Here is a 23,484-nt window from a genome sequence, read left to right as displayed (position 1 = left end):
ATGCTCACCAAGTTGTACATCGACGGCAAGTGGCTCGATTCAAGCGACGGCCGCACGTTCGAGGTGCTGGATCCGTCCACTGAGGAGGTTCTGGCCGCGGTTGCCGAAGCCACGCCCCAGGACGGTGTGCGGGCACTCGACGCGGCCGTAGCCGCGCAGCCCGCGTGGGGCAGGACCGCTCCGCGGGCCCGTGCCGAGATCCTGCGGCGCGCGTTCGAGCTGGTGACCGCGCGGACCGAGGAGTTCGCCCAGGTCATCACCTCGGAGATGGGTAAGCCGCTCGCCGAGTCACGGGCGGAGGTCGCGTACGGCGCCGAGTTCCTGCGGTGGTTCTCCGAGGAGGCGCCGCGGATCTCCGGCCGGTTCACGACCGCTCCGGACGGCCGCAACCGCCTGGTCACGGTCAAGCGGCCGGTCGGGCCGTGCCTGTTCGTGACGCCGTGGAACTTCCCGCTGGCGATGGCCACGCGCAAGATCGCCCCGGCGATCGCGGCGGGCTGCACGATGGTGCTCAAGCCCGCCGAGCTCACGCCGTTGACCGCGCTGCTGTTCGCCGAGGTGCTGGCGGAGGCCGGGCTGCCGGCGGGCGTGCTCAACGTGATCACCACGACCGATCCGGGCGCGGTGACCGGCCCGTTGCTCACCGATCCGCGGCTGCGGAAGCTGTCGTTCACCGGGTCGACGGCGGTGGGCAGAAAGCTGATCGCGCAGTCCGCCGACCAGGTGCTGCGCGTCTCGATGGAACTGGGCGGCAACGCGCCGTTCCTCGTCTTCGAGGACGCGGACGTCGACGCGGCCGCTGACGGCGCGGTGCTCGCCAAGCTGCGCAACGGCGGCGAGGCCTGCGTGGCGGCGAACAGGTTCCTCGTGCACGCCTCGGTAGCCGATGAGTTCACGGCGAAGCTGGCCGAGCGCATGAAGGACTACCCGCTCGGCCCTTTGGTCGACGCCAGGACCAGGGCGAAGGTCACCGAACTCGTCGACGACGCCGTGGACCGCGGCGCCCAGGTCGTGCTCGGCGGGATCGCGTTGGAGGGCAAGGGTTTCTTCTACGAGGCGACCGTGCTCACCGACGTGCCCGCCGACGCCCGGCTGCTGAGCGAGGAGATCTTCGGTCCCGTCGCGCCGATCGTCACCTTCGACACCGAGGACGAAGCCGTCCGGCTGGCCAACGCCACCGAGTACGGGCTGGTCTGCTTCGCCTACACCCGTGACCTCGACCGCGGTCTGCGGCTCGCGGAGTCGCTGGAGACCGGGATGCTCGGCCTCAACACGGGAATCGTGTCGAACCCCGCCGCTCCGTTCGGTGGCGTCAAGCACTCGGGCATCGGCCGGGAAGGCGGCGCCGAGGGCATCGAGGAGTACCTCGAAACCACTTATGTCGCGGTGTCCGACCCGTTTGGGAGTGCGTAATGGATTTCGGGTTGGATCTGTTCTCCCTCAAGGGAAAGAGCGCGATCGTCACCGGCGGCAACACGGGGCTGGGTCAGGCGTTCGCGCTCGGCCTGGCCGCCGCCGGGGCCGACGTGTTCGTGCCGAGCCTCGTCTCCGACGACGGTGAGACGCAGAAACTCGTTGAAGCGCAAGGGCAGCGGTTCGCCGAGATGACCGCGGACATCACGGCCCCTGGCGCGTGCGCGTCCGTCGTCGACGCCTGCTTCGAGCAGTTCGGCTCTGTCGACATCGTCGTCAACTCGGCCGGCATCAGCCTGCTCGACGACGTGGAGAACTTCGACCGCGCCAAGTGGGACCCGATGATCGCGGTCAACCTGACCGCGGCCTTCGAACTGGCCCACGAGGCGACCAGGTACATGATCCCGCAACGGTCCGGGAAGATCATCAACATCGCGTCGCTGTTCTCGTTCCTGGGCGGCCGCCAGTCCCCCGCCTACGCCGCGACCAAGCACGGCATCGCCGGGTTCACCAAGGCCTACTGCGACGAGCTGGCACAGCACAACATCCAGGTCAACGCGCTGGCGCCCGGTTACTTCGCCACGAAGATCACCGAGGCCACCCGGTCGGACCCCGAGACCAACCAGCGGGTCATCGACCACATCCCGGCCGGCCGCTGGGGCGATCCGAGCGACCTCATGGGCGCGCTGGTGTTCCTGTCCTGCCGCGCCTCCGACTACGTCAACGGCCACACGCTGGTGGTCGACGGCGGTTATCTCGTCCGCTGACTCTCTTCCCGAAGGCAGAGCCATGTTTCCTGCACCGCCGCCCTCCGTCCCCTCCGCCTCCGACCTGAGCCGCGCCGAGATCGTCGCCGGCCTCACCGGCCTGCTCGGGGCCGCGAAGGTGAGTACCGACGAGCGAGAACTGCGCGAGGCCAGCGTCGACAGGTTTCGCAAGTACACCTCCGTGCACGGGATCTTCACCGGCCCGATCCCGGCCGCGATCGTCCGGCCCGGCACCACCGACGAGGTGTCGAAGGTGCTGGCGTTCGCGAACGAGCACCGGATCAACGTCGTCCCTCGTACCGGCCGGACCGCGACCGAGGGCGGGCTCGAGACGGTGGTGGAGAACACTATCGTGCTCGACGGCTCCACAATGGACGCGATCGTTCGGGTCGACGCGGTCAACATGATGGTCACCGCCCAGTGCGGCGTCCCGTTGCAGCGCCTGGAGGACACGCTGCGGGAGCAGGGTCTGACGACCGGCCACTCGCCGCAGTCCAAGCCCCTCGCGCAGATGGGCGGGCTCGTCGCGACCCGGTCGATCGGCCAGTTCTCCACGCTGTACGGCGGGATCGAGGACATGGTCGTCGGTCTGGAGGCGGTCTTCCCGGACGGCACGGTCAGCCGGATCAAGAACGTCCCGCGCCGCGCGGCCGGCCCCGACATCCGGCACGTCGTGATCGGCAACGAGGGCGCGCTGTGCGTGATCACCGAGGTCACCGTGAAGCTGTTCCGGTACCAGCCGGAGCACAACCACTACTTCGGCTTCCTCACCGACGACTTCGGCGACGCCGTCGAGCGGCTGCGGACGTTGATCACCGATGGCTACCGGCCATCGGTCTGCCGGGTCTACTCCCCCGAGGACGCCAACCAGCACTTCTCCCACTTCTCGCAGAACAAGAACGTGGTCGTGCTCGTCGCGGAGGGCCCGGAGGGCATCGCGCGGGCCACCGCCGAGGCGATCGAGAAGACCTTCGCCGGCACGGAGGCCGTCGACCCCGCGCTGATCGTCGAGTGGTTCGGCAACCTCAACTGGGGCCAGGACAAGATCGACGCCGAGAAGCGGGCGATGCTCGAGACCCGGCACCTCGGCTACACCACCGAGGTCTCCGTCGACTGGTCGAACGTCACGCCTCTCTACAACGCGATCATGGATCGGGTGCGGACCGAGTTCCCGCGCTTCGATGACCTCACGATGTTCGGCGCGCACTCGTCACACAGCTACCAGACCGGCACGAACCTGTACTTCGTCTACGACTACGACATCACCTGCGAGCCGGAGCAGGAGATCACCGAGTACCACATCCCGCTCAACGCGATCATCGTCGAGGAGTCGCTGCGGCTGGGCGGGTCGATGGTGCACCACCACGGCATCGGCAAGTACCGCACGCCGTGGACCCGCGAGGAGCACGGCAGCGCGTACCACCTGCTGGAGGTGCTCAAGCGCGGGTTCGACCCGAACGGGATCATGAACACCGGCACGATCTTCCCGGTGTCATGAGCTACCTGATCGCGATCGACAACGGCTCACAGAGCACGAAGGTGTCGATCGTCGACGAGGTCGGGCGGGTGCACGCCTCGGCCCAGCGCCCGCTGCGGCCGTACGAGCACCCGCGGCCCGGCCAGGTCGTGCACCCCGGCGACGACGTGTGGGACTCGATCGCCGAGGCCTGCACCGAAGCGATGCAGCGGTTCACCGGCGCACCGGGCGAGATCGCGGGCGTCGGCCTGTGCACTATCCGGTTCTGCCGGGCGCTGATGACCGAGGACGGGCGGCTGACGGAGCCGTTGCTGAGCTGGATGGACGAGCGGCTCGCGCGGCCGCAGTGGCCAGACGAGACGAACGGTCTCATCTCGGCTTCGTCGGGTTACGTGACGTACCGGCTCACCGGCGAACGCCGTGACACGGCCGGCAACTACGAGGGCATGTGGCCCATCGACCACGAGACGTGGCGCTGGCCGGATGCGTCACCGTCCTATGCGGACACCGGGATGCGCCGCGAGCAGTTGTTCGAGCTCGTCGACCCAGGTGCGCTGCTCGGGACCGTGACCGACGAGGCGGCCGCTGTCACCGGACTGCCCGTCGGGCTGCCGGTGTTCGCGACCTCGAACGACAAGGCCGTCGAGGCGCTGGGCAGCGGGCTCGGCGATGAACTGCTGGTGTCGCTCGGCACCTACATCGCCGCGATGGCCACCGGTTCACGGCACGTCGTGGACGCCGAGGGACGGTTCTGGTCCAACTTCGGCTCTGAGCCGGGAAAGTACCTGTACGAGAGCAACGGGATCCGGCGCGGGATGTGGACCGTCAGCTGGTACCGCCAACTGGTCGACTCCGACCTGGGTGAGCTGGAGGCCGGTGCGGCGGCCGTCGAACCGGGCTGCGGCGGGCTGATGACCGTGCTCGACTGGCTGGCGCCGGGCGACCACCCGTACCGGCGTGGCGCGTTGCTCGGGTTCGACGGCACCCAGGGCCGCCACCACGTGTACCGGTCGATCCTGGAGGGCATCGCGCTGACCATGCACCGGCACAGCACGTCGATGGCCGATGCGCTGGGGCGCGAGTTCGGCGAACTGATCGTCTCCGGTGGCGGATCGCGATCGGACCTGATGATGCAGATCTTCGCCGACGTCTTCGACCGTCCTGTGCGCCGCACCAGGATGAGCGACGCGGCGGGACTGGGAGCGGCGATCTGCGCGGCCGTCGGCAGCGGCGTGCACCCGGACTTCGACACCGCGGTGAAGGCGATGGTCACGACCGCCGACGTCTTCACACCCTCGCCGGACGCCGGAACCTACGCGTCCATCGCTCAGGACCATGCCCGGATCACCTCGTTCACCGATCCGCTGTTCGCCTCCTTGCATCGCCCGAACATCACCACTGCATAACCGAACAATCACAGCAAGATATACCGACCGACCACGCGGTCGGTGCCGCTGGTTTGCTCGGCAGCATGGACACCGAGAGCGCGATCGCAAGCCTGGACCTGCGCCGGAAGGTGCGGCTGCTGACCGGTTCCGCGCTCTTCGCCCTGCATCCGGAGCCAGCGATCGGGCTCGCGTCGCTGAAGCTGTCCGACGGCCCGACCGGTGTCCGCGGCGCCGAACTCAGGGGCGGCACGATCGCCTGCGTGCTGCCCAACGCCACGTTGCTCGCGCAGCACTGGGACCCGGCGCTGGCCTGCGAGGTCGGCGAGGTGCTCGCGGACGAGGCCACCGCACAACGGGTGCACGTCGTGCTCGGTCCGACGATCAACCTGCACCGCACCGCGCTCGGTGGCCGGCTCTTCGAGGCCTACAGCGAGGATCCGCTGCTCACCGGTGTTCTGGCCGCCGCCTACGTGCGGGGCCTGCAGGACAAGGGCATCGCGGCGACGCCGAAGCACTACGTGGCCAACGAGTCCGAGACCGAGCGCCGCACAGCGAGCATGGTGCTGGACGAGAAGACGTTGCGGGAGGTGTACCTGCTGCCGTTCGAGATCGTCGTCGAGGACTCCTCACCGTGGGCGATCATGGCCGCCTACAACAACGTCAACGGCGTCCCCGCGACCGAGCACACCGCGCTCGTCGAGGGCGTGCTGAAGGGCGAGTGGGGGTTCGACGGCCTGGTCATGTCCGACTGGTTCGCCACGAAGTCCACGGCGGCGAGCGCGAACGGCGGCCTCGACCTCGTCATGCCCGGCCCCGGCGGTCCGTGGGAGGACAAGCTGGTCGCGGCCGTCGAGGCGGGCGAGGTCGCCGAGTCGGTCATCGACGACCACCTGCGCCGGCTGCTGCTCCTGGCGTCGCGGACCGGGGCGTTCGGCGGCGAGCGCTCGTGGCCGGAAGACCTGCCCGCGCCGGACAGCGCGGTGCGCCGTGAGCAGCTGCGGAGGTTCGCCGCGGGTGGCATGACCGTGCTGAAGAACTCCGGCGTGCTGCCACTACGACCGTCCCGTATCGCGCTGATCGGCCGGCACGCGATCGACACCGTGGCCCAGGGCGGCGGTTCGGCCGGGGTGCGGCCGCCGCACACGATCAGCATCGCCGACGGCCTGACGTCGTTGCTCGGCGCCGCGGTGTCCGTTGTGGACGGTGTGGAGGTCCGGCTCCGGCACACCGCTCCCGGTCCAGGAGTGCTGAAGGACGTCCGTGCCACGACGTTCGACGCGTCCGGCGAGGTGCTGGCCACCCGTGAGCTGGAGATCGCCGAACTCGCGGCGTACGGCGGGTGGGCGCAGGGTGCCACGTCGATCGAGGTGTCCGGCGAGGTCGCGCTGGCCGAACCGGCGCGGATGCTGGTCGGGGTGCGCGGGTTCGGCGACTGGACGCTGGAGGTCGGCGGACAGCAGCACGCCACACGCCTGGCCTGGGCGAACGGCATCATCGAGGAAGCGCTGCTGAAGCCGCCGCACTGGACGACCGAGGTCCTGCTCTCCCCCGGTGACCGGATCACCGCCCGCGTCCGCGAGGCCAGCGCGCTGGTCGGTCTCATCGCCCAGCCGGTCCGCCGTGCTCCAGCCGACGCGATCGGCGCCGCCGTCCGGGCCGCGCGCGAGGCGGACGTCGCGGTGGTGGTCGTCGGCCTGACCGAGGAACAGGAGACCGAGGGCTTCGACAAGACGACGCTCGCGTTGCCCGGTGAGCAGGACGCGCTGGTCGCAGCGGTGGCGGCGGCCGCGAACCGCACGGTGGTCGTGGTGAACGCCGCGACGCCGGTGCTCATGCCGTGGCTCGGCCAGGTCGACGCCGTGCTGTGGGCCGGGCTGCCCGGCCAGGAGGCAGGTGACGCCGTGGCGGCCGCGTTGCTCGGCCACGTCGAACCGGCTGGGCGCCTGGTGACCACGTTCCCCCGGACGGACTCCGACGCGCTGCCGCTGGCGCCGGTCGACGGCGAGCTGCACTACTCCGAGGGGACGGCCGTCGGCTACCGGGGCGCTACCGAGCCGTTGTTCTGGTTCGGCCACGGGCTCGGCTACACCACCTGGGAGTACGGGGCGGCCGCCTTGTCCACTGTGGACGGTCTGGTCGGCTCGGTCTCGGTCGAGCTCACCAACACCGGCGACCGGGCGGGCCGTGAGGTCGTGCAGGTCTACCTGCGGCCGCGTGACGAACCTGTCCGTCTCGTCGGCTGGTCGGTCGTGGACGTGACCGCGGGCGAAACGGCGCAGGTCGAGGTGCCGTGCTCGGCGCGCGTGCAACGGGTGTGGGCGGACGGCTGGCAGCCGTTGCGCGGCGGTGAGGTGCTCATCGCCCGCGGGCTCGGCGACGTCCGGGTTACCTTGCCCCTTTGATCGAGAGTGAGGCAACGACGTGTCAGTCCCGCCCAGATACCGAGCCAAGTCGAGGGTGGACGTCTCCGGCGAGGAGTCCAGGGCCAAAGCGGTTGCCGCCGCAACGGAGTTGTTCGCCCTGACCGGCTTCAAGGGCACCTCGGTCGCAGCCGTGGCAGCCAGAACGGGACTCTCGCAGTCCGGCCTGCTGCACCACTTCCCGAGCAAGGCCGCGCTGCTGACAGCCGTGCTGGAGGAACGCGACAGGCAGGACGGCGACTTCCTGGCCGGGAGCTCGGGCCCTCCGCTGGGCTGGGCCGCGTTCGACGCGCTGGGTGCCCTGGTGGCGCGCAACTCGGCGCGGCCGCACCTGGTCGGGCTGTTCGTGCGGCTGGCGGCTGAGGCGACCGAACCGGCTCATCCCGCGCACACGTGGGTGCATGAGCACTACAACAGACTGCGGCGATGGCTGACCGATGCCGTGCGCACCGGTCAGGAACGCGGCGAGATCGCCGCGGACGCCCCGGTCGGCACGGTGGTGCGCACGACGATCGCGGTGATCGATGGGCTGCAGCAGCAGTGGTTGCTGCAACCGGACGACGTGTCCATGACGGAGGAGTTCGAGGCGTTCGTCTCCACACTGCGGGCTCGGTGGGGTACCGTCGGTACCGGGTGAAGTGCAGTGACAGTGGTGGTTCCGAACTTCCACGGCAAGCAGGCGCTCGACGCGTGGCTGTCAGGCCACGACGCGGGTGTGCTCCTGCAGGGTCCTGATCCGGACAGTCCCCATCCCCTGGTGAACGGTGTCGTCGTGGCGCAGCATCCTGCCGCGGGCACGCGGGCCCGGCGCTGGGACGTCGTGACGGTCTGGGTCGAGGGCGGCGGTGACGGCAGCGGTGTGCGTGAGCCGCGACGGCCGTTGCCCGAGCGTCGTGAGGCCGTCAAGCGCCACGACGGCTAGACGGAGTGCAAAGCGGTTCCCGCGCAGAAGGTGGCCGGCGTGCGCGGTGACTTTCACACGCCGGCCGGGTTCTGGGGGAACCGGACCCGGCAACTGCGCCGACCCCCACTCCCGGGCGTTCGGGCCCGGCGGCGCAGGTACCGGATCTGGGTACAAGGTGCCAGGAGGCCCGCACAGATTTCGCCCAGACCGCGCACAGACCATCGGGAAGTGCGCGAGGATGGGTGTGCACCGACGTCCTGACCACCGAGAAGAGACACACCTGTGGAGTTCCTGCTGCTCGGCTCGCTGGCGGTCCGGCGGGCTGGAACGCTGCTGGAGCTGGGCGGACCTCGGCAGCGCGCGGTGCTCACCATGCTCTTGCTGCACGCCAACGAGGCTGTCAGCGTCGCACAGCTGACGCAGGCCGTGTGGGACTCGCCGCCGGTTTCGCCCGAGTCGAACCTGCGCACGTACGTCGCCGGGCTGCGCAAGGTCCTGGGCGACCGGCTGGTCACGCGGCCCGGCCACGGCTACCAGCTCGTCGTCGAACCCGGTGAGCTCGACCTCGACGCGTTCGACGAGCTGGTGCGCGCCGGGGAGAACGCCTTCGCGGACAACGACACCGAGGCCGCGGCGGAGAGGTTCGGCCAGGCGCTGGCCCGCTGGCACGGCATCCCGACGGCCGAGCTCGACGCGGGGCCGTTGCTGCGCGCGGAGTTCACCCGCATTCAGGAACGCAGGCTCACCGCCGTCGAACGGTATGCGAAGGCCTGCCTGGAACTCGGCCGGTTCGACGTCGTGATCGACCGGCTGCGGCGGGAGTCGGCGCTCCACCCGTTGCGTGAGGAGCTGTGGGCGCAGCTGATGCTGGCGCTGGACCGGTCCGGCCGCCGCGGCGAGGCGCTGGAGGCCTACGCGACCGCCCGCAGGCACATGATCGAGCAGGTCGGGGTCGAACCGGGTGCGCGGTTGCGCCGGTTGCAGCAGGAGATCCTCGAGAGCCGGGTGGCCTCGCCGGCGGCGTTGACCGCGCACCGCCAGCTGCCGATGGACATCGCCGAGTTCACCGGACGCGAGTCCGAGCTGCGGCGGCTGTGCGAGCCGGGGTCGCAGACCACCGTCGTCATCTCCGCGATCGAGGGCATGGCCGGGGTCGGCAAGACGAAGCTCGCCGTGCGGGCGGCGCACCGGCTCGTGCAGCGGTATCCGGACGTGCAGCTGTGGGCCGACCTGCACGGGTTCGACGCCGACGAGCTGCCCGCGGACCCGGCCGCCGTGCTGGAGAGCTTCCTGCGTCTGCTGGGCGTGCCGGGTGGGCAGATCCCGGAGTCGCTGGAGGCACGGGCGGCGCTCTACCGCGACCGCCTGGCGGACAAGCGCGCGTTGGTGCTGCTGGACAACGTCGCCGGTGAGGACCAGGTGCTGCCGTTGCTGCCCGGCGGCTCCACCTGCATGGTGCTGATCACCAGCCGGAGAACGCTGCTGCGGCTGGACGGGGTGAAGTCGCTCGTCCTCGACGTGTTCACGCCCGGTGAAGCGCTTGCGCTGCTGTCTCGGATCGCCGGCGAGGACCGCGTGCAGGCGGATCGCGAGGCGGCCGAACGGATCGCGGAAGTCTGCGGGCACCTGCCGATCGCCGTGGCGCTGGCCGCGAAACGGCTCGCGAGTCGTCCGCAGTGGACCTTGCAGGACCTCCTGTCCCGGCTGGAGCGAGGGGGCGGTCTCGGTGCTCGGGGCGTGTTCGACCTCTCGTACCAGGCGTTGCCGGACAACCAGAGGCGCCTGTTTCGCCTCCTCGGACTCGCACCGGGAGAGGACGTCACCGCCGAGTCCGCCGCCGCCCTCGCCGGCCTGACCGCGTACGAGGCCGGTGACCTGCTGGAGACGTTGCTCGACGAGCACCTGCTGCAACAGCACACCCCCGGCCGCTACAGCCTGCACGACCTCCTGCGCGCGTACGCCGTCGAACAGGTCATGGCCGCCGAACCGCCGCCTGCCAGGGCGCTGGCGCTGCGCCGAATGCTGGACTGGTACGTGCACACGTCGTGGCACGGCGCGCAGCAGCTCAACCCGCAACGCAAGCTGGAGATCGGCACCGCGGACCCGGCCGTGCACCCGCGCGCGTTCGCCGATCGCGACGCGGCTCTGCTGTGGTGCGACACCGAACGCGCGAACCTGGTGGCGGCCGTCCGCGACGCCGCCGAGCACGGCCTGCCGGAGCACTCCTGGAGCCTCGCCCAATGCCTGTGGGACTTCTTCAACCTGCGCAAGCACTGGGCGGACTGGATCGACACGCACGGCGTCGCGCTGGCCGCCGCGCGATCGGCCGGTGACCGGGGCGCCGAGGGCCGGATGCTGATCACGCTCGGCATCGCGCTGCGCGAGGTCCGGCGCCACGACGAGGCCATCGACTGCTGCCGGCAGGCGCTCGCGATCTTCCGCGCCATCGGGGACAGGTCGCGGCAGGAACCGGTGCTGAACAACCTCGGCATCGCCTACATGGTGCAGGGACGGACCGCCGAGGCGTTGTCGTGCTACGAACAGGCCGCCGAGATCTCCCGGGAGCTCGGCAACCTCCACACGGAAGCGGTGCTGCTGAACAACATCGGCCTGCTGCACGCCGACGCGGGCCGGTTCGACGTCGCACTGTCGCGGTATCTGCGGGCGCTGGAGATCCGGCGGGAGATCGAGGACCCGTACAGCGAGGCGATCCTGCTCAACAACATCGGCGAGGTGTACCGGGGGCTGCTCGACTTCCCCGAGGCCGTGTCCTTCGTCGACCGGGCGTTGGCGACGTTCCGGGCGATCGGCGACGTCTACGGGCAGGCCGAGTCGCTCGACAACCTCGGGCTGGCGCTCGACGGACTGGGCGACCGGCGCGGTGCCGAGAAGTGCTGGCTGGAGTCGGTGGCGCTGTTCGAGGATCTGGGCGAACCCAAGGCCGACGAGGTCCGCGGCCGTCTGTAGCGGCCTGACCTCGAACGTTGGCGAGCCGGACCATGCCGAACAGGATAAAACTCAAGCTAGTCCGTGCGATCAAGCAAAGCGCGATCCATGCCGTATCGCGCTTCTTCAGGCTGGCTGAACGGACCCGGCCGGTCCACGGCAACTGAAGACGTGAGGACACGGCATGGAAACAGCGCCATACGCACTCGTGCGCCTGGCCGCTCTGCCGCACCCGGACGGCGCTGCGGCGGCAGCTCCGTTCCGGCGGGCGGTGGAGGCGCTGGCGGCGGTCGAGGCCTCACTGGCGGCGCTGGCCGGTCCGGTGTCGGACCTGCTGCACGACAGCGCGGGCACGCACTCCGACTCCTACCACCGCACGGTCGTGCTGCCGTTGCGGCGAGACGTCCACAAGGGACGGATGCCGAGGGCCTCCCTTCGCGCCGAGGCGGATTCCCTGGTGTCGCGGTACCCGCGGCTCGGTGAGTGGCTGGCCGCGATGGACGAGCGGGCCGCGCTGACCGAGGAGATCGAGCAGCGCCTGCCCGACGCCCTCGCCGCCGAACGCGAGGTGCTGGACTCGTTGTGCGGCACCGAGTCCCTGCAACGAGCAGCCGTGATCAGCGGACCAGGTGCGAGCGACCACGGGTCCGGCAAGGCCGAACCAGCCGTGCTGCGCCACGCCCTGCGTGCGACGTCGAAGACCAGTCCCCTGTCCTGGTACGCCGCCGTCGGCTGGGCCACCTGGTCCCCCGACGCCCCCACGCCCGACTGGGGCACGCCGGTCGCCGTCACGCGGGTCAGCCAGGTGCTGCTGACCCGCCTCATCACCGCGCTGCTCGCCGACCGCACGCTCCTCTTCGACCACCCCCACCGCCTGGCGCCCGACGTGCGCACCGACGACGGCCACCTGAAGTTCCGCCGTGACGTCCCCGCTCGTGGACCGCTGCGCGCCACCGTCGGCGTCGAGGAGGACGTCGAGCTGGCGTCGAGCCCGCCGCTGCAGTTCCTCGTCGGCCTCACCGGCGCGAACCCCAAGGGCATCAGCCCCGCCGAGCTCGCCAGCGCGCTCGCCACCCGGCTCCCCGACGGCGAGGCCGACCGCGCGCCGCACTACGTCGCGTTGCTGCTCGACATCAAGCTCCTTGTGCCGGTGCTGCCGGTCGACCCGCAGGATCCCGCCGCCTGTCCCGCTCTGGCCTCGTGGCTGCGGGACACCGGACGGACCGAACTCGCCGACCGGGTGATCTCGCTCTACCGCGACACCTTGGCGTTCGCCGACCTCGACGCCGCTCAACGTCCAGCCGCGCTGGACGCGTTGTTCGCGTCATGGGAAACACTCGGCCGCCTGACCGGCTCGGACCTGGGCGGCGTGCCGCCGTTGAACGAGGACGTCGTGCTGCCCCAACCGGTTCGGCTCGGCCGCGCGCACGGCTACGACGGCGTCCGGTCGTTGGCGGGCCTCACGCCGTTGCTCATGCTGTTCGACCGGCACCTGGCGATCCGCAGGGACTCACGCGACCGGTTCGTCAAGGAGTTCGGCCACGGCGGCTCTGCCCGTCTCGCCGCGTGTGCGCCCTTGTTGCACGAGGCCATGTCCGGCGCGCCGACCGGTGGTCTCGGCGCCAGCCGGGCCCAGGTGGCCGACCTGGTGCAGGACGGCGTGATCACCGACGAGGTCGTCACGGCCGCCGCGGACCTGCTGCCCGCGTGGATGAGGACCCGGCCGGTCTCGTACTCGTTCTTCGCCCAGCCCTCGCCTGCCGGCCTGGTGGTGAACCAGGTCCACAACGGCTTCGGCCGCTTCCCCGGCCGGTTCCTCGACCTGCTGCCACCCGAGGCGTACGCGACCGTCCGGGCCACTTTGGACGGTGTGTTCCCGCGCGGGTTCGCCGAGTACCGCCCGGTGCACGGCTTCAACCCGAACCTGCACCCGCTGCTCGGGCGCGCGGAGATCGGCGAGGACCCGCGCTGGGCCGACCACACGCCGGACGCGCTGGAGGTCTTCCACGACCAGGAACACGACGAGCTCCGGTTGCGGCGCCGCGACACCGGTGCCGTCGTGGACGTGCTTTACCTCGGCCACCTGATGCCGGGTTCGTTGCCCGGCCGCGTCGCCGCCCTGCACGCCGACCTCTCGTGCGGCGCGGCCGACCTCTCCCCGCTACAGCCCGTCGTGGACACCGCCGGCGTGCGGGTCGCCGGCCGCCTGCGCTACCGCGACGTCGTGCTCGGCCGCCGCTACTGGGACTTCCCCTCGGCGGTGCTCCAGGAGGCGTTCTCCTCCGTCGCCGGGACAACCGCGTTGCGGGCCCGTCACGGCATGCCCCCGCGGCTGTTCGCGGGACCGCTGTACGTCGACCTCACCAACGCCCTGCACCTGCACTGCCTGCCGGATCTGCTCTCGCGCTACCCCGGCCACGTCAAGCTCACCGAGGCGCTGCCGGCGCCGTCCGGCCGGATGTTCGAGGTGGTCACGGAGACCTACCGCAGAGCGGGATGACCGCCTCAGAGCACGCCGACGACGTTGCCGATCGAGATCACGCCGATCGCCACGGCCAGCAGCGACAGCATCGCACCGATCGCCGCCATGGCCTTGCCGGCGCGGTTGCCGAGCAGCCCGAACACGGCCACCACGAGGCCGGGCAGGCCGAAGGTCCACGCCAGGTACGCGCGGATGCCGGAAAGGTCGATCGGGAGGAAGGTCGCCACGACACCGGCCAGGCCGAGAACCAGTGCCAGCACACCCAGCAGCGGCCCCTTGCGGGTCCCCGGCTGAGCGGGCTGGCTCCACTGCTGTTCGGGTGGACCGTAGGACATGCCCGCGACCCTAGCCAACGAGAACTTGGATCTCCACCGAATCCAGCAGGAGGTCGACCGTCGGCTCGATCGCGGCCGCCGCCCGCGCGTCCCGGAACCGGCGCTCGATGCCCAGGTCACGGCGGAAGGCCGCGTCACCGCACACCTTCATCGCCAGATCCGTCACCGCGACGGCGGCCTCGGTCGCGGTGACCGCCAGCAGCCGGACGCGGTCGGCCGACCGTTCCGGATGCCACGTCACCGCGGACAGGGTGTCGTTGTAGAGCACTCGCACCGAGTCGGTCCGCAGCCGCATCCTCGCCAGGTCGGCCCTCGTGCGCGGATCACCGCCGCCGAGATGCCCCAGCGCCGCCGCCAGCGCACCCTCCATCAGTCCCAGCGACACCGCGGCCCCGAGAACCATGAACCACGGGAACGCCAGTTCCTCCGACCACAGGCGGTTGGACGCCGGCACCCGCACCGGGTCCGCCTCCACACACGTGGCGACGGTTCCCCGCAGGCCCATCCCGGCATGGTCGGCCGGGACGAGCAGCCCCGGCGCCTCGGCCGGGACGAGCCACAACGCCTTGCCGCACGACCAGACGTAACTGTCCGCCTCACCGGCCGCGATCACCCAGCTCTTGCGCGCCCGCACCTGCACCACATCGCCGTGCACGGACATCTCGCCGGGCGAGCCGAACGCCGCCAGCGTCGACACGTGCCGGCCTGCCGCGATCTCGGCGCGCAGCCAGTGCGGCCCGGAACGGTCGAGCACGGCGGCCGCCGAGTAGTGCGAGCGCAGCACGGAAGCCGTTGCACCGCAGAAGCGAGCGACGTGCTCGACGACCCGTCCGGCCGCCCGGACGTCCTGGCCTCCGCCGCCGACCGTGCGGGAGATCGTCATGCCCAGCAGGCCGCGTGCGCCCAGTGCGTTCAGAGCGGCACGCGGGAACCTGGAGTGCTGGTCGACGTCCGCGGCGTTGGGCGCCACCACGTTCTGCACGATGCGGAGTAAGTCCGCCCGGTACGTCACGTGGGTGGGTAGAGCGAGTAGGAGGGGAAGTTGCCGTACGGCCGCTCGTCAGGCGGACCTTCCGTGACGGCGTGGACGAGCAACGAGCCGCCGACGAACGCACCGCGCCACGACGCTCCACGACCGCCGAACACCTCGTCACGGTCACCCCGCGACCGCGGCTTGTTGATGCCGACCTTGAACGCCTGGACGTCCTCGCTCAACCGGCGGGCGGTGGCCTCGTCGTCGCAGGCCAGGGACGCGACCAGGGCGCCGTTCGAGGCGTTCATCGCGGCCAGCAGCTCGGCCTCGGTGTCCACCAGGACGATCGTGTCGACCGGTCCGAACGGCTCGGCGTGGTGCAGCACCGACGAGCGCGGCGGGTCGAGGATCGCGACCGGCGCCAGGTACGCGGCGGTCTGCTGGCCCGGCAGGAACCGGCCCGAGCTGGGCGATCCCCGGTACAGCGGCACACCACCGGCCCTGATCGCCTCGTCGACGACGTCACCGAGCTCCTTGGCCTTCGCGTCGTTGATCAACGGCCCGAAGTCCAGCTCCGGCAGTTCGTCCCCGGGTGAGGCGACGGCGAGCGGGTGGCCGAACTTCACGTCCCGCACGGCAGGCAGGTAGACGTCGAGGAACTTGTCGAACAGCGACCGCTGCACGACGTAGCGCGGGTAGGCGGTGCAGCGCTGCTTGCCGTAGTCGAACGCCTTGCGGATCTGCGTGCCGAGCATGTCCCACGAGTCGGTCTCCCAGACACCCCAGCAGTTCAGGCCTTCCTGCTCGAGGACGTGGCGCCGGTTCGAGTCGACCAGCCGCGCCGCGATGGCGCTGCCGACATCCCGACCGCCCACGAAGGACACACACCCCAGGAACGACGACCCGACCAGCACCGGGGCGAGCTCGGCGCCGCTGCCCGACACCAGCGTCAACGGCAGCCCCGACCGCACGGCCAGCGCGGTCGCCAGCGTCAGGCAGCTCACGCCCCCGTCGGTCGGTGCCTTGGCGATGACGGCGTTGCCCGCCAGCGCCTGCACGAGCATGGCGTGCATCAGCACGCTCATGGGGTAGTTCCACGAGGCGATGTTGCTGACCGGGCCGTTCAGCGGCGTCCGGCCGGCCAGCATCGAGTCGATCTCCTCGACGTACCAGCGCACGCCCTCGATGCAGCGGTCGACGTCGGCCGTCGCGAGCCGCCACGGCTTGCCGATCTCCCACACCAGCAGCAGCGACAGCAGGTCGCGGTGCTGGGTCAGGGCGTCGAGGGCCTCCGCCACGCGGGCTTTGCGTTGCGCCAGCGGTACTTCACGCCACTCGATGTGCTGGTCGACGGCGGCGACCACCGCGCGGCCCGCGACGTCGAAGTCCAGGAACGGAGGACCCGCGACGGTGGAGCCGTCGACCGGGGTGGTGGCGGGCATCGGTTCGCCGGAACGGCTCCACTCGCCGCCGAAGTGGTTGAGCAAGCGATCGTCGTGGAACGCTTCGGGTGCGACCTGCACGCACTGGGCGTAAACGTCGTTCCATGATGTGCCGGGCTTGAGGATCAACGACATCGGAGCGCCCTCCTGGCCGAAGAGATGTGGCCGATGATCAGCGGTTCTGCACGTGCTGCCAGCCGAACCGGCCCTTGATGCAGAGGTTTCCGTGCGTGACGGTGCTTTCGTGCGGGGACGTGACCTTCACGATCTCGTTGTCCTGCACGTGCAGGGTGAGGTTGCACCCGACACCGCAGAACGTGCAGATGGTCGTGGTCTGCGTCTGGGCCTCTTCGTCCCAGGTGCCGTCCTCGCGCTTGTCGTACTCGCGCTTGAAGCTCAGCGCACCCGTCGGGCAGACCTCGATGCAGTTCCCGCAGTAGACGCAAGCGCTTTCGGGCAGCGGCGTGGAGAACTCCGTGGAGATCCGCGAGTCGAAGCCGCGACCGGCCACCGAGATCGCGAAGGTGTTCTGCCACTGGTCGCCGCACGCGTCGACGCACTTGTAACACATGATGCACTTGCCCAGGTCGCGGACGTAGAGCGGATTGTCCACTTTGGCCGGCTGCCGCACGGTGGCGGCCGTCTGGCCGTCGGGTTCCTCGTGCTCGCCTGGACGGCGGTCGTCCCGGTCGGTCGACGGCGGAGCCGGCGGGCCGAAGCGGGAGGGGTCGGCACCGCACGCGGACATCCACTCGTCCACGTGCGGCGTGGTGGAGAGGTCCGTGGCGGACCCGAGAAGTTCCAGTACCAGCTTGCGACTGTGTTGCGTGCGTTCGGAGTCCGTGCGCACGACCATGCCGGGCTCGACCTTGCGCGAGCACGACGGCACCAGCGTGCGCGACCCCTCGACCTCGACCATGCAGACGCGGCAGGCGTTGGCCGGCTTCAGGGTGTCGCCGTAGCAGAGCGTCGGGATCGACTTCCCCTTCGCCGTGCAGGCGTCCAGGATCGTCGCGCCCTCCGGCACCCGCACGGACTCGCCGTCCAGAGTCAGCTCCACCAGCCGCTTCGGCAGCCCGATTTCCACGATCGTCACGACGCCGCCTCCTGCGCGTAACCCAGCCGGTCGAGAGCTGATTCGATGGCGTTCCAGGCGGTTTGGCCCAGACCGCAGATGGACGAGTCGCGCATGACCTGCCCGACTTCGCGCAGCAGCTGGAGATCCTCCGCGCTGGTGCTCAGCGGGCGCTTGCCCACGAGCCGGTGCATCGCCTCTTCCTGGCGCACGGTGCCGATCCGGCACGGCACGCACTGCCCGCACGACTCGTCGCGGAAGAACGCGGCAATGCGCAACAGGAAGCTGCCCAGGTCGGCCGTGTCGTCGAGCACCAGCACGACGCCGGAGCCGAGCGTGGTGTTCGCGGCCCGCGCGTCCTCCATGGTGAGCGGCAGGTCGAGCTCGTCCGGGCGGACGAACCCGCCTGCCGCCCCGCCGAGCAGTACCGCTCGCAGCTCCCGGCCTGGCGGCACGCCACCCGCCAGATCGAGGAGTTCCCCGAGCGTGGTGCCGAACGGCACCTCGTACACGCCCGGACGACTGACGTTGCCAGACAGGCAGAAGAGCTTCGGGCCGGTCGAGGCCTCGGTGCCGATGCGGGTGTAGGCCTCGCACCCCTCCGTGAGGATCACGGGCACGTTGACCAGCGTCTCAACGTTGTTGACCACGGTCGGTTTGCCGAAGAGCCCTGACTCCACCGGGAACGGCGGCTTCGACCGCGGCTCACCGCGGAAGCCCTCGATGGAGTTGAAGATCGCCGTTTCCTCGCCGCAGATGTACGCGCCCGCGCCGCGGCGGATCTCGATGTCGAACGAGAAACCCTCGTGGCCCATGATGTTCTCGCCGAGGAAGTTGCGTTCCTTGGCACGCGCGATCGCGTTGCGCAGCAGGTGCAACGCCCGCGGGTACTCGCCGCGCAGGTAGAGGTAGCCGCGCGAGCAGCCGGCCGCGAACCCGGCGATCGTCATCGACTCGATCACCGCGTACGGGTCGCCCTCCATCAGCAGGCGGTCCTTGAACGTGCCGGGCTCGCTCTCGTCCGCGTTGCACACCAGGTAGTGCGGGCGCACGGGCTGGCGGGCGGTCGCGTCCCACTTGCGTCCCGTGGGGAACGCCGCGCCCCCGCGGCCCATCAGTTTGGCGTCGGTGACCTCGCGAATCACCCCCGACGGCCCCAGGAGGAGAGCCGTCCGCAACGCCGAGTAGCCGCCCGTCGCCCGGTAGTCGTCGAGCGACTCCGGGTCGACGACACCGACCCGCTTGAGCAGCCGCAGGCCGGGGGACCCGGCCTGCGGCACCTCCGCGCGCTCACCGTCCACATGCGAGGGACCGGCGGCCGCCACCGCGATCACCTCACCGGCGTGGGTGGGCGCCAGGAGCTGCTCCTTCGCCACCTCCCCCGCCTCGAACGCGAGCGCGGCCGGAGCCTTCTCGCACACCCCGAGACACGGGCTGCGCAGCCAGCCGCTCTTCGCACCCGCCGGTCCGAGCTCGTCGGTCAGCCTGTCGCACAACGCCTTCGCGCCGTTGACCTGGCAGGCCAGGTCGACGCAGACGTGCACGACCTTCGCCGGCCGCTCGGTCAGCGAGAACAGCGCGTAGAAGCTCGCCACACCGTACGCCTCGGCCGGAGGAATGTGCAGGACGCGGCAGATGTGGTTCAGCGCACCCTGACTGATCCAGCCGACCCTGTCGTTGACCGCGTGCAGGGCGGGCAACAGCTGGTCCCGTCCCATCCCGGCGAACAGGTCCACGACGACGCGTTCGGCCTCGGACGGCTCGACGTCGAGCAGTTTGAGATCCACTCAGCCCACCTTCACCGGAAGCTTGTCGATGCGAATGGCCGCGGCCTTGTACTCGGCCGTTCCCGCGATCGGGCAGGTCGCCTCGATCGTGAGCACGTTGACGTCGATCTCGTCCGGGAAGTGGAACGTCATGAACACGAGCCCCGGCGTCAGGCCGTCGTCGATGCGCACCGGCGCCTGGATCTGCCCGCGCCTGGACGTGATCTGCACTTCCTCACCCGCGCTGACGCCGAGCGTGGCGGCGTCCTGCGGGCACAGGTCGAGCGTCTCGCCGATGCGCAGCGGCGACTCGAAGCCGTTCGACTGCACCCCGGTGTTGTAGGAGTCGAGCCGGCGCCCGGTGGTGAGCCGGAACGGGAACTCACTCGTCAGCTCGTCGACGGGCGGGCTGTGCGGCACCGGCGAGAACGGCGCGGGCATGCCCCGCTTGACCGGGTCCTCCTCCCACAACCTGCCGTGCAGGAAACTGGGTTCGAGGGAGTCCTCGCTCGGGCACGGCCACTGGATTCCGCCGAGGTCCTCCAGCCGCTGGTAGGTCATGCCGGTGTGGATCGGCGACAGGCTCCGCAGCTCGTCCCACACGTCCTGGCCGGTCTTGTGCTGCCAGCCGGCACCGAGCCTGGTGGCGATCTCCCCCATGATCTCGATGTCGTCGCGCGCGCCCTCGGGCGGAGTGAGGGCCTTCCGCACCCGTTGCACCCGGCGCTCGCTGTTCGTGAACGTACCGTCGGTCTCGCACCACGCCGCAGCCGCCGGCAGCACGACGTGCGCGAGCTGCGCGGTCTTGGTGAGGAAGATGTCCTGCACCACGACGTGGTCCAAGTTGGACAGTCGCTTGATCGTGTGCTCGCAGTCGGCCTCGGACTGCACCGGGTTCTCGCCGATGATGTACACGGTGGTCATGTCACCGCGTTCCATCGCCTCGAGCATCTGGGTGAGGTTCCAGCCCTTGGCGGCCTTGAAGTTGGAGCCCCAGGCGTCGTTGAACTTCTTCGCGACGCCGGGGTCCGTGATGTCCTGGAAGCCGGGCAGCCGGTCGGGGATGGCGCCCATGTCGCCGCCGCCCTGCACGTTGTTCTGCCCGCGCAACGGGTTCAGCCCCGCCCCGTACCGCCCGACCTGACCGGTCAGCAGCGCCAGGTTGATGAGGCTCAGCACGTTGTTGGTGCCGTTGTGGTGCTCGGTGATGCCGAGGGTCCAGCTGAGCTGACCGCGATCCGCCTTGGCGTAGGCGTGCGCGAGCTCGCGGATCAGCTCGGCCGGCACACCGGTCTCCAGTTCGGCGACCGGCAGCGTCCACGGCTCGACGGCCTTGACGAACTCCGCGAACCCTTCCGTCGCCCGCTCGACGAACGACATGTTGGTGAGGCCGGACGCGATGATCTCGCGCGCGATGGCGTGCGCCAGCGGGATGTCGGTGCCGACGTTGAGCCGCAACCACCCGTGTGCCCACTTGCCGGTGCTGGTCAACCGCGGGTCGACCACGTACAGCTTCGCGCCCTTGTTGACCGCCTTCAGCACGTGCTGGAAGAAGATCGGGTGCGCCTCCCGCGCGTTCGAGCCCCACAGGACGATCAGGTCGGCGTCCTCGATCTCCTGGTAGGAAGAGGTACCGCCGCCGCTGCCGAACACCTTGGCCAGACCGGCCACGCTCGGGGCGTGACAGGTGCGGTTGCACGAGTCGACGTTGTTCGTCCCGATGACGGCCCTGGTGAACTTCTGGGCCATGTAGTTCATCTCGTTGGTGGCCCGCGCACAGGAGAACATGCCGAACGCGTCCGGACCACCGGTGGCCACGTTCCTGCGGAAGCCCTCTGCTGCCTTGTCCAGCGCCTCGTCCCAGCTGGCCGGTCGCAGGATTCCCGCGTCACGCACCAACGGCTGGGTCAGCCGCACGTAGGGCTCGGTCTTCTTCCGCCTGCTCATCGTCTGCACCTCCTGTGTCCATACTGTATGCAATCTTCGGTATGCGCTAGCCCCTGTTGTGGTTTCGTTGGCTGGGCGTGCGGTTTGCGCAGGTGTTCTTACTGGTCCTGCGGGGCCGGGCGGCGGCCAAGGAGCGCGAACGCGTCCGCCACCTCGCACAGGAACGCGGTGTCGCTCTCCAGGTCCGCTCCCCCGGCGCCGGGTTCGACGCGGTCCGGTACGGCACCGTTCGCCCGGAGCGCGGCGGCGATCACGGCGGCCTCCACCTCCGCCGGGCTCGCGGACTTCGCCCGCACGGCGGAGGCGACGGCGGAGTCGCGGTAGGGCTGGAGGTCCAGGAGGCCGTCGCGGATCTCGATCACCCTGCGGTACAGGCGCATCCGCATGTTCCACCAGCCGACGCGCGGGTTCAGGGCGATGCGCGGGTCGGCGGCGGCCAGCGCCTGCCAGAGCGGGTGCAGGCGGGTGTGCCGGCGGTGGCGGCGGTACCAGGCGGTCGCGGCGGGGATGGCGGCGCCGAGGAGCACGAGGAAGTGGGCCGTGTTCGGCAGGATGGCGCTCATCCAGAACTTCCAGCCCAGCTCGTAGTCGAAGACGAAGCGGCTCGACGCGACGCGCACGACCCTGTTCACCAGGTACACCAACGCCAGCGCGGCGCCGGCGACGATGAGGTGCAGACCCGCACGCAGGGCTCGGTCGGACGTGGTGCGCGCGTAGCGCAGGCCCAGGCGGATCACGTTGCCGAACGCCGGTGTCAGCGTGAGCAGATAAGCCAGCCAGTATTCGAACACCCAGGGCGAGTTCGGCATCAGGTTCGGCTTCAGCGCGAAAAGCAGGCACATCAACGCGAACATGCCCGCTGTCCACCAGGTGCTCCAACGGCTGCGGCGCAGGCCGTTGAGGTGGGCGAGGAGTCCGTGGGCCGACCACGCCACCAGCACCATGCCCGCGTGTCCCAGCAGACGTGGGACGTCGCTTGAGCCGGTCAGGTGCAGCACGGTGATCTGACCGGCCGGGGTGAGCACGGTGAGCGATGTCGCGAGACCCAGGAACAGACGGCGGATCCCGTCGTCCCCCTTGCGCCAGCCGAAGACCATCAGCCACGCGACGAGAGGCGGGACGTAGCGGAGCAGGAGCTCAGCCATGGAAACCGTCGAAGGCCGCGCGGAGCCGGTCAGCCAGGGTGGTACCGGTGTGAACCCGTTGGCGGATCATGGTGGCGAGCAGCTCCGCCTCACGTTCCTCGTCGGTGGTGTAGCCGGCGCGGCCCAGGACGCGCCGCACGAGAGCCGGGTCGAGGCTGGGCAACAGCGACTCCGCCTGTGCGGCCAGGTCCATCGTCACCGGGTAGTGGTCGCACAGCACGTGGCTCAGCTCGTGCAGCACGATGTGTTCCTGGTGGAACGGCGCGGTTTCCTGTTCGTAGAAGATGATGTCCGCGGCGTCGGTGGCGATCCAGAGACCGCACACGCCGGTGAGGCCCGCCATGGGCATCAGGTGGATCGGCCGGCCTCGCCGTGCCGCGATCTGCCCGGTGAACGCCCGCACGTCGAACGGTACCGGGATCTCCAGGCCGCGCAGGAGTTTTCGCAGCCGGCGCGCACTCACCTCGTGCCTTCCTCCCGGGACAGACCTTCCAGCTCGCGCACCCGTTCGACCATGTCGGCGATGGTGGCGAGACTCTTGTCCGACAGGCCTCTGGCCCGCAGGGCGAGTTGCCGCACCGGCGCGTCACGCAGCGCGTTGAGCAGCGTGAGCTCGGCGTCGATGCGGGCGGCCTCGGCGGCGTCGAAGAAGTACGCGGGCGGCACGCCGAAGAAGCTCGCCAGCGCCTCGACGTGACGCTTCGTCGGGTTGTCCCGCACACCCTTGCGCAGCTGCCACAGGTACGTGGCGGAGATCGTCGGCCCGCCCTTGGCCCTGATCGCCTCGGCGACCTCCTCGAAGGTGTACTCGCCGCCATCGTCCGCCCGCACCGTGCGGAACAGGTGGTCGACCCGCGCGGCGAGGCCCCCTTCGTCTTCTGACATGCCGACATCCTACCGACCGGCCCATGAGCTGCCGTGAACACGAACGGGGATCTCGTCTCACGTCAGTTGACAAACGCCCAGACATCTCAGTTTACTTTCGGCGGCCGCCTCATGAACTG

At 70.1% G+C, this 23,484-nt stretch carries 18 protein-coding genes; 9 read left to right on the top strand and 9 right to left on the bottom strand.

Annotation, left to right across the window (positions count from 1 at the left end):
* The 9 genes from ACRSBM_RS12395 (at position 1) to ACRSBM_RS12355 (ending at position 13,815) form a co-directional block, all read left to right on the top strand.
* Complete coding sequence (locus ACRSBM_RS12395) at positions 1–1,413, top strand: NAD-dependent succinate-semialdehyde dehydrogenase (RefSeq protein WP_434443063.1); 1,413 nt, start codon at positions 1–3, stop codon at positions 1,411–1,413.
* Entirely contained in the window at positions 1,413–2,180 is a 768-nt protein-coding gene (locus ACRSBM_RS12390) for an SDR family oxidoreductase (RefSeq protein ID WP_434443061.1), read from the top strand. The genes ACRSBM_RS12395 and ACRSBM_RS12390 overlap by 1 nt, the downstream gene beginning before the upstream one ends.
* Before the next feature lie 22 nt (positions 2,181–2,202).
* Positions 2,203–3,678, top strand: coding sequence for an FAD-binding oxidoreductase (locus ACRSBM_RS12385; RefSeq protein WP_434443060.1), 1,476 nt, complete (start codon positions 2,203–2,205; stop codon positions 3,676–3,678).
* Entirely contained in the window at positions 3,675–5,063 is a 1,389-nt protein-coding gene (locus ACRSBM_RS12380; RefSeq protein WP_434443058.1) for an FGGY-family carbohydrate kinase, read from the top strand. Before ACRSBM_RS12385 ends, ACRSBM_RS12380 begins: the two co-directional genes overlap by 4 nt.
* 65 nt (positions 5,064–5,128) lie before the next feature.
* Positions 5,129–7,447 carry a glycoside hydrolase family 3 C-terminal domain-containing protein gene (locus tag ACRSBM_RS12375; RefSeq protein ID WP_434443056.1) on the top strand — a complete coding sequence of 773 codons (2,319 nt, stop codon included), beginning with the start codon at positions 5,129–5,131 and terminating at the stop codon, positions 7,445–7,447.
* Between the two features lie 19 nt (positions 7,448–7,466).
* A complete protein-coding gene (locus tag ACRSBM_RS12370) occupies positions 7,467–8,102 on the top strand; it encodes a TetR/AcrR family transcriptional regulator (protein WP_434443054.1) in 636 nt (211 codons plus the stop codon).
* Positions 8,103–8,108: 6 nt separating this feature from the next.
* The gene (locus tag ACRSBM_RS12365) at positions 8,109–8,387 is read left to right on the top strand and encodes a PASTA domain-containing protein (RefSeq protein ID WP_434443052.1); all 279 of its coding nucleotides are present in this window, start codon (positions 8,109–8,111) and stop codon (positions 8,385–8,387) included.
* Between the two features lie 264 nt (positions 8,388–8,651).
* Positions 8,652–11,336: a BTAD domain-containing putative transcriptional regulator gene (locus tag ACRSBM_RS12360; RefSeq protein WP_434443050.1), complete on the top strand. Its 2,685-nt coding sequence runs from the start codon at positions 8,652–8,654 to the stop codon at positions 11,334–11,336.
* Between the two features lie 163 nt (positions 11,337–11,499).
* The gene (locus ACRSBM_RS12355; RefSeq protein WP_434443048.1) at positions 11,500–13,815 is read left to right on the top strand and encodes a lantibiotic dehydratase; all 2,316 of its coding nucleotides are present in this window, start codon (positions 11,500–11,502) and stop codon (positions 13,813–13,815) included.
* A gap of 5 nt (positions 13,816–13,820) precedes the next feature.
* Here the strand turns inward: ACRSBM_RS12355 and ACRSBM_RS12350 are convergent, their stop codons facing one another.
* From ACRSBM_RS12350 to ACRSBM_RS12310, 9 genes are all read right to left on the bottom strand, one after another.
* Positions 13,821–14,132, bottom strand: a complete 312-nt coding sequence (locus ACRSBM_RS12350) for a hypothetical protein (RefSeq protein ID WP_434443046.1) — start codon at positions 14,130–14,132, stop codon at positions 13,821–13,823.
* Between the two features lie 10 nt (positions 14,133–14,142).
* Positions 14,143–15,114 carry an acyl-CoA dehydrogenase family protein gene (locus tag ACRSBM_RS12345; RefSeq protein WP_434443044.1) on the bottom strand — a complete coding sequence of 324 codons (972 nt, stop codon included), beginning with the start codon at positions 15,112–15,114 and terminating at the stop codon, positions 14,143–14,145.
* A gap of 26 nt (positions 15,115–15,140) precedes the next feature.
* Entirely contained in the window at positions 15,141–16,682 is a 1,542-nt protein-coding gene (locus ACRSBM_RS12340) for an aldehyde dehydrogenase family protein (protein ID WP_434443042.1), read from the bottom strand.
* A 37-nt stretch (positions 16,683–16,719) separates the two neighbouring features.
* On the bottom strand, positions 16,720–17,643 hold the full coding sequence (locus tag ACRSBM_RS12335; RefSeq protein ID WP_434443040.1) for a 2Fe-2S iron-sulfur cluster-binding protein: 924 nt from the start codon (positions 17,641–17,643) through the stop codon (positions 16,720–16,722).
* Complete coding sequence (locus ACRSBM_RS12330; protein WP_434443039.1) at positions 17,640–19,409, bottom strand: NAD(P)H-dependent oxidoreductase subunit E; 1,770 nt, start codon at positions 19,407–19,409, stop codon at positions 17,640–17,642. The genes ACRSBM_RS12335 and ACRSBM_RS12330 overlap by 4 nt, the downstream gene beginning before the upstream one ends.
* Positions 19,410–21,335 carry a molybdopterin oxidoreductase family protein gene (locus ACRSBM_RS12325; protein ID WP_434443037.1) on the bottom strand — a complete coding sequence of 642 codons (1,926 nt, stop codon included), beginning with the start codon at positions 21,333–21,335 and terminating at the stop codon, positions 19,410–19,412. It lies immediately after the preceding gene.
* A 98-nt stretch (positions 21,336–21,433) separates the two neighbouring features.
* The gene (locus ACRSBM_RS12320; RefSeq protein WP_434443035.1) at positions 21,434–22,480 is read right to left on the bottom strand and encodes an MAB_1171c family putative transporter; all 1,047 of its coding nucleotides are present in this window, start codon (positions 22,478–22,480) and stop codon (positions 21,434–21,436) included.
* Complete coding sequence (locus ACRSBM_RS12315) at positions 22,473–22,943, bottom strand: hypothetical protein (protein WP_434443033.1); 471 nt, start codon at positions 22,941–22,943, stop codon at positions 22,473–22,475. The genes ACRSBM_RS12320 and ACRSBM_RS12315 overlap by 8 nt, the downstream gene beginning before the upstream one ends.
* On the bottom strand, positions 22,940–23,365 hold the full coding sequence (locus tag ACRSBM_RS12310; protein WP_434443031.1) for a helix-turn-helix domain-containing protein: 426 nt from the start codon (positions 23,363–23,365) through the stop codon (positions 22,940–22,942). Before ACRSBM_RS12310 ends, ACRSBM_RS12315 begins: the two co-directional genes overlap by 4 nt.
* Positions 23,366–23,484: the final 119 nt, after the last annotated feature.

Source organism: Lentzea xerophila (assembly GCF_051094245.1).
Lineage (GTDB): Bacteria > Actinomycetota > Actinomycetes > Mycobacteriales > Pseudonocardiaceae > Lentzea > Lentzea xerophila.
Note: the sequence above shows the minus strand (reverse complement) of the source record. Positions and strands in the feature narration are given on the sequence as shown.